The sequence below is a fragment of the Mediterraneibacter sp. NSJ-151 genome (assembly GCF_022487435.1).
Lineage (GTDB): Bacteria > Bacillota > Clostridia > Lachnospirales > Lachnospiraceae > Schaedlerella > Schaedlerella hominis.
This window is the reverse complement of sequence record NZ_JAKVPP010000003.1, coordinates 15,160-27,884: the sequence shown is the minus strand read 5'-3', so window position 1 is coordinate 27,884 and position 12,725 is coordinate 15,160. Positions and strand designations below refer to the sequence as shown.

Annotated in this window: 12 protein-coding genes and 2 tRNA genes; 4 read left to right on the top strand and 10 right to left on the bottom strand. The window is 36.0% G+C overall.

All coding sequences use genetic code 11. The annotated features are described in order from the left end of the window. Nucleotides 1-44 precede the first annotated feature (44 nt). Entirely contained in the window at nucleotides 45-1,178 is a 1,134-nt protein-coding gene (gene tgt, locus LQE94_RS03535) for a tRNA guanosine(34) transglycosylase Tgt (RefSeq protein ID WP_022075113.1), read from the bottom strand. A gap of 117 nt (nucleotides 1,179-1,295) precedes the next feature. After that, entirely contained in the window at nucleotides 1,296-3,032 is a 1,737-nt protein-coding gene (locus LQE94_RS03530; protein ID WP_240577030.1) for a L,D-transpeptidase family protein, read from the bottom strand. Between the two features lie 210 nt (nucleotides 3,033-3,242). On the opposite strand from LQE94_RS03530, the gene aroC reads away from it, so the two are divergent. Further along, nucleotides 3,243-4,343, top strand: a complete 1,101-nt coding sequence (aroC, locus tag LQE94_RS03525; RefSeq protein ID WP_240577029.1) for a chorismate synthase — start codon at nucleotides 3,243-3,245, stop codon at nucleotides 4,341-4,343. A 75-nt stretch (nucleotides 4,344-4,418) separates the two neighbouring features. Here the strand turns inward: aroC and LQE94_RS03520 are convergent, their stop codons facing one another. From LQE94_RS03520 to dnaG, 5 genes are read right to left on the bottom strand one after another with little or no spacing between them, the layout of a single operon-like run. Next, nucleotides 4,419-6,089 carry a nucleoside kinase gene (locus LQE94_RS03520; RefSeq protein WP_240577028.1) on the bottom strand — a complete coding sequence of 557 codons (1,671 nt, stop codon included), beginning with the start codon at nucleotides 6,087-6,089 and terminating at the stop codon, nucleotides 4,419-4,421. A 28-nt stretch (nucleotides 6,090-6,117) separates the two neighbouring features. Next, a complete protein-coding gene (locus tag LQE94_RS03515; RefSeq protein WP_022075109.1) occupies nucleotides 6,118-6,900 on the bottom strand; it encodes a Nif3-like dinuclear metal center hexameric protein in 783 nt (260 codons plus the stop codon). After that, nucleotides 6,890-7,603 (bottom strand): tRNA (adenine(22)-N(1))-methyltransferase, encoded by a 714-nt coding sequence (locus LQE94_RS03510; protein WP_022075108.1) that lies wholly within the window; start codon nucleotides 7,601-7,603, stop codon nucleotides 6,890-6,892. Before LQE94_RS03510 ends, LQE94_RS03515 begins: the two co-directional genes overlap by 11 nt. 11 nt (nucleotides 7,604-7,614) lie before the next feature. Then, on the bottom strand, nucleotides 7,615-8,727 hold the full coding sequence (gene rpoD / locus LQE94_RS03505; protein ID WP_022075107.1) for an RNA polymerase sigma factor RpoD: 1,113 nt from the start codon (nucleotides 8,725-8,727) through the stop codon (nucleotides 7,615-7,617). Between the two features lie 56 nt (nucleotides 8,728-8,783). Continuing rightward, complete coding sequence (dnaG, locus tag LQE94_RS03500; RefSeq protein WP_240577027.1) at nucleotides 8,784-10,568, bottom strand: DNA primase; 1,785 nt, start codon at nucleotides 10,566-10,568, stop codon at nucleotides 8,784-8,786. Between the two features lie 245 nt (nucleotides 10,569-10,813). Between dnaG and LQE94_RS03495 the strand changes: the two genes are divergently transcribed. Both LQE94_RS03495 and LQE94_RS03490 read left to right on the top strand, forming a co-directional pair. Further along, nucleotides 10,814-10,898 (top strand) — tRNA-Leu (locus tag LQE94_RS03495). Between the two features lie 45 nt (nucleotides 10,899-10,943). Further along, nucleotides 10,944-11,028: transfer RNA gene (locus LQE94_RS03490), tRNA-Leu, on the top strand. A gap of 109 nt (nucleotides 11,029-11,137) precedes the next feature. On the opposite strand, the gene LQE94_RS03485 is transcribed toward LQE94_RS03490, so the two are convergent. Together LQE94_RS03485 and LQE94_RS03480 are read right to left on the bottom strand one after the other, a co-directional pair. Next, nucleotides 11,138-11,416, bottom strand: a complete 279-nt coding sequence (locus LQE94_RS03485; protein ID WP_240577026.1) for a hypothetical protein — start codon at nucleotides 11,414-11,416, stop codon at nucleotides 11,138-11,140. Nucleotides 11,417-11,595: 179 nt separating this feature from the next. Then, entirely contained in the window at nucleotides 11,596-11,808 is a 213-nt protein-coding gene (locus tag LQE94_RS03480) for a helix-turn-helix transcriptional regulator (RefSeq protein ID WP_172696939.1), read from the bottom strand. A gap of 167 nt (nucleotides 11,809-11,975) precedes the next feature. Here LQE94_RS03480 and LQE94_RS03475 point away from each other — a divergent pair, with 167 nt between their 5' ends. Then, a complete protein-coding gene (locus LQE94_RS03475) occupies nucleotides 11,976-12,311 on the top strand; it encodes a helix-turn-helix domain-containing protein (protein WP_240577025.1) in 336 nt (111 codons plus the stop codon). A 51-nt stretch (nucleotides 12,312-12,362) separates the two neighbouring features. Here LQE94_RS03475 and rplT read toward each other — a convergent pair whose 3' ends face one another. After that, nucleotides 12,363-12,719, bottom strand: a complete 357-nt coding sequence (gene rplT, locus LQE94_RS03470) for a 50S ribosomal protein L20 (protein WP_022076029.1) — start codon at nucleotides 12,717-12,719, stop codon at nucleotides 12,363-12,365. Nucleotides 12,720-12,725 lie beyond the last annotated feature (6 nt).

The window sequence follows — 12,725 nt, the reverse complement described above, 5'->3', positions numbered from 1 at the left end:
TTAATTTTTGTTTTTTCTTTGCCTTTTTATAATTTTTTATATTTTTAGTCTAATGGTTGTGACATATTGTCTAATTTGCGTTTTTTGTATGCTTGATACTCTCCTGCATCAATAGCATCTCTTATTTCTTCCATCATTGTGTTATAAAAATACAAATTATGTAATACACAAAGACGCATACCTAGCATTTCTTTTGCTTTCAAAAGATGACGAATATATGCCCTGCTATAGCTTCTGCATGCCGGACACTGACAACCTTCTTCTATCGGACGATTGTCAAGTTCAAATTTCGCATTAAACAAATTCAACTTGCCATGATTCGTATAAACATGCCCATGACGTCCATTACGGCTTGGATATACACAGTCAAAGAAATCAACACCCCTGTCAACTGCTTCTAATATATTAGCCGGTGTTCCAACTCCCATCAAATATGTTGGTTTATTTTCAGGCAATACCGGAACAACTGCATCTAAAATGCGATACATTTCTTCGTGGCTTTCACCCACTGCCAGACCGCCTACCGCATATCCCGGTAAATCCAGTTTTGAAATCTGTTTTGCGTGTTCAACTCGAATATCTTCGTATACTCCGCCTTGGTTTATCCCAAACAGTAACTGTTGCTTATTGATTGTATCCGGCAATGAATTTAACCTCTCCATTTCATCCTTGCATCGTTTCAACCAGCGTGTTGTACGTGCAACCGAATTTTCCATATATCTACGATCTGCAACACTCGATGGACACTCGTCAAACGCCATTGCTATAGTAGATGCAAGATTTGACTGGATCTGCATACTCTGCTCAGGTCCCATGAAAATTTTACGTCCGTCGATATGAGAATGAAAATGCACACCCTCTTCTTTAATCTTTCTTAAATCAGCCAGAGAAAACACTTGAAATCCGCCCGAATCTGTCAAAATCGGTTTGTCCCAGTTCATAAACTGATGTAAACCACCTAATTTCTTTACAACTTCATCTCCCGGACGTACATGCAGATGATATGTATTAGATAACTCTACTTGTGTTTTTATCTGACGTAAATCATCTGTAGAAACTGCACCTTTAATTGCTGCTGCTGTTCCAACATTCATAAATACGGGTGTTTCGATTGTTCCATGCACTGTATGAAAACGACCACGTTTTGCTTTCCCATCTTTTTTTAATAGCTCGTACATAATTTCCTCTTTCTATAATAGGACAGCTGTTTTCAAAGAAGCTGTCCTATTTTGCTTTTTCTTATATAATTCCAATTCAAGTCGAACGTGTAATACAACTTTAAATGTATAAGTTCTCTAATTATGAACAATTACCGGAGTCCCCACTGATATTACATTATATAATGCTGCTGCCTTATCAAGTGGCATGTTAATACATCCGTGTGAACCTAATCCATCTCGATAGAGTGTTCCTCCAAAAGCAGGCTGCCATATCGCATCATGAAAACCAATACCGCTCCATGTAACACGCATCCAATATGATACCGGTGTCTCATAAATTGGTTTTCCGGTAACCGGATTATCTTCTCCGACCAGGGTTTTATTTAAGGATTTCTCCAAAATATCGTATACTCCCAAGGTTGTTTCTTTTTCCGGAATCGGCACCCCGGTAACGACATCGGTCTCCAGCACAACAGAGCCCCCTGAAATATACCACATATGCTGTGCTGAAATATCTACTTCTGCATAGGTATCACCCCAGTCTTGTGCACTATGTGATGCTGCTGTCTGATAATATGCCGGCTCTTTTGTAACAACTTCTCCATTCTTAATACTGTTTGTCAATGCTGTAAATTCAGTATCTTCATCAATTGACCAGCCATATGTTCCACCAGAAACTTCTACTGTTTTTCCTGTAGGCGTCGTAATTGTTCTGGTAGTTCCCACGGTATCATACTTATCTCCAAATGCTGTTAACCAGTCTCTGACTGCATTCTCATTAAAAGAAACCTTCATATTATCATCTACTGTTACCCAGCTATTAATAACAGATTTATCAACAACTACATTCTCTGTCATTGTATATGTAATACTTGCCTGTAAGTACTTATTCATCTCATCACAAGCAGCTTTTACCTCTTTTGAATCAGAAGTATAAACAGGTTTCTTATAGCACCCTTCTTTTTCCATATCAAGCTCTGATTTAAACTCTGTAATATATTGATTGATCTTTTCATTCAATACGTCCTGGTCTACTGCAGTACCTTTTACTTCCGGCTCAATTACAAATTGGTTTCCATCAAATTTAGGATATGCTGATTTAGGTTCTATTTGTTCTCTCGTCACTGTTTGCAGATTTTGAATCTCTTGTTGCAATTTACTTTCATCATACGAAACCTCCAGTTTAATATGACAAGATTTCTTAGAAAAAATACCTGCTGGCCATAAAAAAGCATTCTGGTCTTTAATTGCAGCTTCGGCTTCATCGGATGCTTTATACTCCAGATCAATCGTATCTCCATCAATAATATCTACTGCCTGTTCCATCTCCAGCACGGTTAAACTGTAATTTTTCACTTGATCTTTCATATATTTTTCAACATCTGTTGCTGTTTTCATAGAAAAATCATGACCGTTAATCTCTGTATTTATATAATAATGCGACATAAAGAAAAACGATATTCCTAAATAAACAATTGCAATCACACCTGCTATTGATCCCAGTGTTATCCACAATACTTTTTTCCCTTTTTTATTTTTTTTCTTATCTGTCTTATCATCCAAATTTATAATCTCACTTGTGAAATCATCTTGAGATGTAAACAAATCTTCATTTTCTGATTCATCATATTCCTCTATATTGTCTACCCCTTCAGGAACTTCTTCATCCTGAGCATCTGCTTCTGTAAAATCATTCTCTTCGATTTCTGCACTTTCATCAACCTCTTCAAATGCATCATCCTCAGTTCCCAAGTCCTCGTCTACTTCTTCAAATGTATCATCCTCAGCTTCTAGGAATTTATCTGTTTCTTTAAAATCAGTATTGTTGATTTGCTTTTCTTTATTACCTTTAGTTATCTTTCTTTGTTTCATGTTGTATCTCCCCTTTTATAAATCAACATCTAGGCTCAATTATATTATGAATTTCTGCAATTGTACAGTAAAATCTTAAGGTTTTATCAAAATTCAAATTTTCTTAAAAATTTCACCCCAATTAGTAATTGCATGTTCATTTTTCTTCTTATATAATAAGCTATATGTTTTTTAATGAAATATTACACAAACATAAGGAGGAAATTTTATATGAGTGGCTCAATATATGGACGTTTATTTCAAGTTTCTACCTGGGGTGAATCTCATGGTGCAGCAATCGGTGTTGTAATCGATGGATGCCCTGCCGGACTGAAACTTCAAGAATCTGATATACAGGCTTTTCTAAATCTCAGAAAACCAGGACAAAGCAAATACACAACTATGAGACAGGAAACAGACCAGGTCGAAATATTGTCAGGCATATTTGAAGGATATACAACCGGGACGCCGATTTCTTTAATGGTACGTAATCAAGACCAGCGTTCTCGTGATTACAGTAATATTGCATCTGTATATCGCCCTGGACACGCTGATTATACATTCACACAGAAATATGGCTTTCGTGATTATCGCGGTGGAGGACGTTCTTCCGGAAGAGAGACTATTGGCCGTGTTGCTGCCGGTGCTGTAGCATCTGCCTTACTAGATGAACTTGGTATACATATTTGCACTTATGCAAAATCTATCGGTCCTATCTGTGTTGATGAATCAGACTATCATTACAATGAAATTAATGAAAACAAATTATATATGCCTAATAATGAGATTGCCAAACACGCCTCTGAATATCTTGATAAGATGCTTGAAAATTCAGATTCTGCCGGTGGTATTATTGAATGTCGCGTTGAGGGACTTCCTGTTGGAATCGGCGAACCTGTTTTTGATAAACTGGATTCCTGCCTTGCACAAGCAGTATTCTCTATTGGTGCCGTAAAGGCTTTTGAAATTGGAGACGGGTTTCATGTTGCAGAATTAAATGGAAGCATAAATAATGATGCTTTTTATGTGAAAGATAACGAAATCCATAAAAAAACCAATCATTCTGGTGGTGTATTAGGCGGTATGAGTGATGGGGATACTTTAATTTTCCGCACTGCTATAAAACCTACTCCTTCTATTGCACAACCGCAACAGACGATCACCGAGGACAAGAAAAATACCGAATTAGTTATCAAAGGAAGACATGACCCAATCATTGTTCCTCGAGCTGTCGTTGTAGTAGAATCCATGGCTGCTATAACAATTGCAGATTTACTTTTGCAAAACATGCATAGCCGCCTGGATGGAATCAAAAAATTTTACGATTGCTAAACAACTATATTTAATACCAAAAACGAGTCCAGGTAATTTTCTCAATAAAAAAATTACTTAGACTCGTTTTTTGATTTATACGCGGAAACAACCGCCGCCGATAAATTCTCTCAACAATGAATTCGTCGGAACATTTTCATTGCTTATTCCTATAAAATAATCGAAAAACTTTAATAATCTTTTCGCTTCAATATATTCAGGAGCATGTTTATCAACTCCAAACAATAATGGTTCTACATATTGCTTAAGCACGGCTAATTCATACACAAGGGACGAATTGAACATCACATCTGCTTCTTCCTGAAATGGGAAAATATTTTCCTCTTCTCCTTTTCTGACTGAATTCCACATTGCAATTGTTTTGGTGGCCGATGTTCCACGTGTTTCAGCATCTCTTACAATACGACGTATTAATCTTCCATCTGTTGATGGAATACGATTGTGTTCATCTATATTCAACTGTGTAAGTGCACTAATATAAATTTTAAATTTATTGTTATTATTCAGATTTTCTGTTAATTTTGGATTTAGACAGTGGATTCCTTCTATTACTAAAATATCATTCTCACCTAATTGTTTCGGTATTGTTGAATAGTTACGCATTCCTGTCTTAAAATCAAAAATTGGAAGATATACTTTTTCTCCATTTAAAAGTGCTGTCATATCTTCATTAAACTTTTTTACATCAATTGCTTCTAAGCATTCAAAATTATAATTACCATCTTTATCTTTTGGAGTATTTTCACGATTTACAAAATAATTGTCAACTGCAATCGGATGCGGTGTAAGTCCGTTCACTTTAAGTTGAATGGACAGACGATGGGAAAATGTCGTCTTTCCAGAAGACGATGGACCTGCGATCAGCACAAACTTTATTTCTGGATGTTCTGCAATCTGCTCTGCGATTTCTCCGATTTTACGTTCCTGATAAGCTTCCTGAACAAGTACGATTTCACGCATATCATGCTTTGTAATCATATCATTTAAAGCCCCAACTGTATCGATTCCCTGTAAATCTCCCCATTCAATAGACTCATTCTGAACTTTAAATAACTTTTCACGAGGTTCAAATTCAGGGACACATATAGGGTCACTCATGGTTGGAAATTGAATCACAAAGCCTTTTCCATATAAATGAAGTGAAAAATTTCTTAAATATCCTGTATCTGGTACCATATATCCATAATAATAATCTTCAAACTCATTAATACTATAGATATTCACTGTAGATACTCTACGATATTCAAACAACTGTTCCTTATCATACATTTTATGTTTATGAAACAGTTCTATCGCTTTTGAAGTCGGTATCGACTTCTTTTCTATTTGAATCTTCTGCTCTGCCATCTCACGCATTCGAGCATCAACACGACTTAAAAACTCAGCATTAACCGTAATTTCACCATCTACTGTACAATAATATCCTTTACTTACAGAAAAATGTATTCGAACACGCTCAACCTTATCATGTCCGCCTATATCATGAACCGCTTTTACAAGTAGAAGACACATGCTTCGTCTATAAGTTTCAAACCCGGCTTTATCTGCAGTTGTAATAAAGCTTAGTTTTATGTCTCCCTCCACTTCTTTACTCAACTCTTGCAAGCGATTATCTTCTATAACAGCCAGTACAATTTGATGGTCATAATACTTTTGAAAATCCCGTGCTATTGTCTGATATTTTGTGCCTTCCTTGTATTCAACAATTTTATCATCAACTGTTACTTTACACATTCTTTCTTCCATCTTGCACTCACCTTTCTCCTGCTCTCACCTATACAACTTGAAATGGATGTGATACAGGTTCTGTTATAATTTCAACTCCCGGACATCTCTGTGATAAATATTTTTTCATATCATCCACAAAGATATATTCTGTTCCATAATGACCTGCATCGATAATCGCAAGTCCCTGTTCCATAGCATCTAAGCCTTCATGGTGCCCTATATCTCCTGTAACAAGCACATCAACATTATGTTTTAATGCTACTGCTATCTCACTTTTTCCAGATCCCGGAGAAATTGCAACTTTCTTAATCTCCTTGTCTAAATCTCCAAATACTTTTATATTACTAAGCACTAATTTTTCCTTCACATAATCGCAAAAAGATCTTAAACTCATAGTTGATTCTAATAATCCGACACGACCGATTCCTTGTGAAATTCCGAAAAATTCTCCTGTAACATCTAAAACTTCTGTTTCTTTTAATTGCAATATTTCTTCTGACAGCTCTGCCATCCCCAGTACATCATAATTTGTATGCATTGCATAATATGCTATGTCATCCTGAATCAGACGTAAAATCCTCCTTCCGACAAAATCTTGATCCGTAATAGATTTTAACGGTGAAAAAATCAACGGATGATGCGTGATTAACATATCAACATCCTGTTTTTCTGCAAGTTCTATCACTGGAGTAGTAGCGTCTAAAGCTAAAAGTATTTTTGATACTTTTTTGGTGCTACGTCCAGCTTGTAGTCCTACATTATCGAAAGTTAATGCAGCCTCTTTTGGATAGTTTTCTTCTATTATTTCTATGATTTCTTTACATTGCATAGTATTTCAACCCCTCCTTGATTTGGAAAAGTTCCTGATTTAATTCTGCTTTTCGCTCAGAAATATGTATTCCTTCTACTCGTTCCAACTTACTTAAAATATCTTTCCTAATGCCAGACTCTCGTTCGAGAAATTGTTTTAAAATCGGATTTTTTTCTTCTAGCAGTAATTTTCCATAACGTATTTCAATCTCTGACCAGAAAGCTGGTTTTATTTCTTCTATTTTTTCAGGGGGAATTACTTTCATCATCGGATAATATTTTCCATCATCTAAAACCATATTCTCTTCTATGAATAAAAAGCCTTTCTCTAAAAGAAAGGTTCTCACTTTAAACACTTCTGATTGTGGCTGCAGGATGCATTCTTTCAAGGAATTTGTTTTATTAAAATCCTCATTTAAAATATTAATCATCAGATTTCCACCCATTCCTGCAAGAATGACTGTGTCCACTTCGCCCTTTTGTAAATGTTGCAACCCATTAGACAAACGTGTTTGTATCTGATTTTCCAATTTATTTTCTTTAATATGTTCTGTTGCACGATCCAACGGACCTTCATTAATATCCATAGCCACCGCTCTTTGAACAATTCCTTTTTCCACAAGATAAATTGGGATGTAGGCATGATCTGTGCCTACATCCGCAATTGTATATCCTGGTGTTACCAGATCTGCAACTGCCTGCAGTCTCTTTGATAATTCCATATGATATCCTCTTAATCTAAATAATCACGAAGTTTTCTACTTCTACTTGGATGACGAAGTTTACGAAGTGCCTTCGCTTCAATCTGACGAATACGTTCACGTGTTACATCAAATTCTTTTCCTACTTCTTCCAATGTTCTTGCTCGTCCGTCGTTCATACCAAAACGAAGTCTTAAAACTTTCTGTTCTCTTTCAGTCAAAGTATCAAGCACTTCATCTAACTGTTCTTTTAATAAAGTCTGAGCTGCTGCTTCTGCCGGAACAGGAACATTATCATCCTGAATAAAATCTCCTAAATGACTGTCTTCTTCTTCTCCGATAGGTGTTTCTAAGGAAACTGGTTCCTGAGATATTTTTAATATCTCTCGCACACGCTCTACCGGCATGTCCAGTTCTTTTGCAATCTCTTCCGGCGTTGGTTCACGCCCAAGTTCCTGCAGTAATTGACGTGACACACGAATCAATTTATTAATTGTCTCTACCATATGAACAGGAATTCGGATCGTTCTTGCCTGATCTGCAATAGCACGTGTAATAGCCTGACGAATCCACCATGTAGCATAAGTACTGAATTTATAACCTTTGTGGTAATCAAATTTTTCAACCGCTTTGATCAAACCAAGATTACCTTCCTGGATCAAATCTAAAAATAGCATTCCTCGTCCTACATATCTCTTTGCAATGCTGACAACCAGACGAAGGTTTGCCTCAGCAAGTTCTTTTTTCGCTTCTTCATCGCCTTCTTCCATGCGCTGTGCCAGCTCAATCTCTCGCTCAGCACTTAAGAGCGGTACTTTACCGATTTCCTTTAAATACATACGAACAGGATCCTCTACACTAACTCCATCCGGAACTGAAAGATCAATATTCTCGACATCTACATCTTCTTCATCCGACATGATTGCATCCAAATCCACATCATCGTCATCATCCGAATTAATACGTAATACGTCAATGTTGTTCGCTTCAAGATATTCAAAAACCTTTTCCATTTGTTCCGTTGACAAATCCATATCACGGAAAAAATCGTTGATTTCTTGAATTTCAAGAATACTTTTCTTTTTCTTGCCCAGGGCAACCAATTCTTTCAGGCGCTCTAAAAATTTCTGTGTAATATCTTCCATGTGTCCTTCCTTCCTCTATCTGCATCGTCATACAGATATCTTGTTTTATTTTATCCTTAATCTAGAGAAATATGCAATTTTCCAATGTTCTGAAGCTTTCTCTTTGACTCCATAAGTCGCTGTAACCCAACCATATCTGTTGGATTTAAATTCATTGTTTGATGATCAATACTGTTATTCTTAACTTTTATTATGGTTTCTTTTATAGCACGATCTTTTTCTTCCTCGGTAGTTAACTCCCGTATACGAGTATTAAACAATGCTGCCACTTCCCTATGTTCTTCCTCTTCCGTAAAATGATTCAATATTCTTGCTGGATTTAATTCTCCTAAATGATATTGCTCATATAATAATTCGGCTACTTTTTGATAATTTGTTTCTGTAAAATCCTCCGGAGTAACATACTCCTCAATTATCTGGAACAACTTAGGCTGGTCAATCAACCATGTAAGCAAAATCTTCTGTGCTCTCTTATTCCCATCTTCCTTTTTTGATACTAAATCTTTATTTTGATTCAAATTTTTAGGGCGTTTCGTAGGACTTGCCAAACCTTCTTTAATCGCCGTCTTTGTGACAAGTTTTTGAAGACTGTCTGGGTTTACGCGATATGCTTTTGCAACAGCTTCTATATAGTTATTACGCTCCAGCTCATCCTCAAATTCTATTAAGCGTTTTGCTGTTTCCTGAAAAAAGGCTGTTTTTTCTTCTGGAGATTCCATATCATAATTCTTTGACAATATTTCCAAACTGAACATAAAGCCGTTCCTGGCATTTTCAATCCTTTTTTCAAACTCCTCTGCACCTAAATTTTTAATAAATTCATCTGGGTCCTTATATGGATCCATTCGGATAACTTTTGCTGCAATCCCAGCTTCTCTCATAATCGGAACTGCCCGAAGTGCTGCACGCGTACCGGCATCATCGCTATCATATGTAAGATATACTTCACTTACATATCGTTTGATCAATGAAGCATGTCCTGATGTCAACGCAGTTCCTAAAGACGCAACTGCATTCGTAAATCCTGCCTGATGAAGTGAAATAACATCCATATAACCTTCACAAACAAGGAAATATGATTTTCTCGATGTACGTGCCCGGTTCAGCCCATACAAATTTCTGCTTTTATCAAAAACAGCTGTTTCTGGGGAATTTAAATATTTTGGCTTTGCATCTCCCATAACCCGGCCACCAAATCCAATTACTCGACTATTTGCATCCATAATCGGAAACATAACACGATTCCAAAACTTATCATAAACTCCATTTTTTTCATCAATATTAATCAGCCCTGCCTGACGGATCAATTCTTCACTATACCCTTTACGTTTAAGATAATTGTACAGATCATTACTATACTTTGTTGCAAATCCAAGCCCAAAAGATTTTATGGTCTCTTCTGAAAGTCCTCTGTCTGTCAAATAATCATAAGCAACTGCACCGCGTTCAGATTTTAACTGAACATAATAATATTGTGCAGCAATCTTATTGATTTCCAACAAGGTCGCTTTCAAATCAGATCGTTCCTTTGCTTCTTTTGAATATTCTTCTTTAGGCAGTTCTACTCCTGCACGCTCTGCAAGATATTGAACCGCTTCAAGGAAAGAATAATTCTCATATTCCATAAGAAATGTAAATACTGTCCCACCAGCCCCACAACCAAAGCAATAATACATCTGCTTGTCTCTGCTTACAGAAAAAGACGGGGACTTTTCATTGTGAAACGGGCAAAGTCCAAAATAGGAACTTCCTTTCTTCTGAAGTCGTACATAATTGGAAATGACATCTACTATATCGTTTTTCATTCTGATTTCTTCTATTAGCTCTTCCGAATAATACATGATCTCCTCCTTTGTATACTCTCCATAATATTATATTCGACAAAACTTTCAAATTTCCTTTATTTTTTTATTTTTTATTTTCCCACAGTATTATTATATTCATTAGCTGTTTAACATTTCCTTATTTTTGTAATTTCAATAATTTTTCAAAAAATTTAAAAAAGTCAAAAAAATGTGTTGACATTCTTCTCAACTCATTGTATTATACTATTCGTGGCGTAAGTACAGCTACGAAAACAAAACAAGCGGAAGTGTCGGAACTGGCAGACGAGCAAGACTAAGGATCTTGTGATCAATGCGATCGTGTGGGTTCAAGTCCCATCTTCCGCATCTATTTCATAGATTATTTGTTTTATATGTACTTATTTACCATATGCGGAAGTGTCGGAACTGGCAGACGAGCAAGACTAAGGATCTTGTAAGCATTGCGCTTGTGTGGGTTCAAGTCCCATCTTCCGCATTTAATTTATCCCGAAAAGCACTGATAATTGCAGCGTTTTCGGGATTTTTTATTACTTAATTTAGCAAAAAGAGAAAAAAAGGGGCAGAGTTTTTTCTCTGCTCGTTTTTTATTCAACTATTTCATTCTTCTTGCTTTCCACTTCTGTTTTTACTACTTCATCTGGAATTATTTCTTTTTTGTCATCAGACATATGATTCACAATTTGTCGAGAACCTTTAAAAACTCTTCTTTTACCATCAGCCTTTGTATATCCAAGTATATATCTTCCATTCTCTACATCATTTTTCAAATATTGAACAGCATATCTCATATCATCAATTCCCAGTTGCACACTTGCCACACATTTTCCATCTTCGTCTTCAAAAAACCATGTCACTTCTTCCATCTTATTCCGGCCTCCTCATCTGTCTTGAACTTATATAAATTTTGGTATCCGCAAACAATCATATCTTTTTCTATAGATACCAGATAAATTAAACTCGTTTATATTATACATCATTTTCCATATGCATTACAAGACTGACATCATATAAGGTTGCCGACTCACATAGTGCGACCGGTAACCTATAATTTTACATTTCTTGTCAAATCTTCAATGGATACTCTAAAAAACGATGCAAGTTCTAGCAAAATATAAATATTAGGAACAGAGCGACCTGTCTCATATGCAGATAACGTCTGTCGGCGAATATTCAATTGTGCTGCAACCTCTTCCTGATTCATATCATTTATTTCACGTACTCGTCTTATATTCTTTCCAATTGTATTATTTAACATTTTCATCACCCGTTTATATTTTACCATTTGTTTCTTGATTCGTAGTATATTAATCCTATATTTGTTCTTTATACACTAAATGTGAGTATATTTATACTCTTATCTTGGATAGCACGATGGAAAATATTGGATAAAATAGATAGTATAACATGAAGGAGTGTAAAATTGTGCAGAATCGTGTAAAAGAACTTCGAAAAGAACGAAATATACTTCAAGAAGAATTGGCTGCAAAGCTAAATGTTTCTCAACAAACTATCAGCAGAATAGAAAACGGAACATCTTCTCTCCCAGCAGATATTTTAATTGATCTATCAAAATTTTTTGATGTATCTATTGACTACATACTTTGTTATTCAGATGCCCGTCACACCTTGGAATATCAACTAGAATGCAAGCAGGTGTCGGAGCGAAATTATCAATTATGTCGTGCATATGAACGTTTAGACAAAAGCAATCAAACTCTCATCTTTCAGCTTGTAGAGCAATTATCAAAACCAGAATAAAAAAGAAAGGGATCGAAAATCGAACCCTTTCTTTTTTTCTTCTGGTTGAAATTAAGCAAGTTTAGATTTAGCAACTTCTGCAAGTGTTGCAAATCCTTCTTTATCGTTTACTGCAAGCTCAGCAAGCATTTTTCTGTTCATCTCAACACCTGCGAGTTTCAATCCATACATAAATTTGCTGTATGAAAGACCATTCATTCTTGCTGCTGCATTGATACGAGCGATCCACAGCTGTCTCATCTGACGTTTGCGCTGTTTTCTTCCTGCGTATGCAGATGTAAGAGCTCTCATTACAGACTGTTTTGCAACTCTATACTGTTTTGAACGTGCTCCTCTATATCCTTTAGCAAGTTTTAATGTTCTATTGTGTTTCTTTTTTGCGTTCATTCCGCCTTTAATACGTGCCATTTCTTA

Excerpts from the sequence above, each read along its gene's own strand:
- tgt (WP_022075113.1), bottom strand. The coding sequence starts at position 1,178 with ATGTACGAGCTATTAAAAAAAGATGGGAAAGCAAAACGTGGTCGTTTT.
- LQE94_RS03530 (WP_240577030.1), bottom strand. The coding sequence starts at position 3,032 with ATGAAACAAAGAAAGATAACTAAAGGTAATAAAGAAAAGCAAATCAAC.
- aroC (WP_240577029.1), top strand. The coding sequence starts at position 3,243 with ATGAGTGGCTCAATATATGGACGTTTATTTCAAGTTTCTACCTGGGGT.
- LQE94_RS03520 (WP_240577028.1), bottom strand. The coding sequence starts at position 6,089 with ATGGAAGAAAGAATGTGTAAAGTAACAGTTGATGATAAAATTGTTGAA.
- LQE94_RS03515 (WP_022075109.1), bottom strand. The coding sequence starts at position 6,900 with ATGCAATGTAAAGAAATCATAGAAATAATAGAAGAAAACTATCCAAAA.
- LQE94_RS03510 (WP_022075108.1), bottom strand. The coding sequence starts at position 7,603 with ATGGAATTATCAAAGAGACTGCAGGCAGTTGCAGATCTGGTAACACCA.
- rpoD (WP_022075107.1), bottom strand. The coding sequence starts at position 8,727 with ATGGAAGATATTACACAGAAATTTTTAGAGCGCCTGAAAGAATTGGTT.
- dnaG (WP_240577027.1), bottom strand. The coding sequence starts at position 10,568 with ATGTATTATTCGGAAGAGCTAATAGAAGAAATCAGAATGAAAAACGAT.
- LQE94_RS03485 (WP_240577026.1), bottom strand. The coding sequence starts at position 11,416 with ATGGAAGAAGTGACATGGTTTTTTGAAGACGAAGATGGAAAATGTGTG.
- LQE94_RS03480 (WP_172696939.1), bottom strand. The coding sequence starts at position 11,808 with ATGTTAAATAATACAATTGGAAAGAATATAAGACGAGTACGTGAAATA.
- rplT (WP_022076029.1), bottom strand. The coding sequence starts at position 12,719 with ATGGCACGTATTAAAGGCGGAATGAACGCAAAAAAGAAACACAATAGA.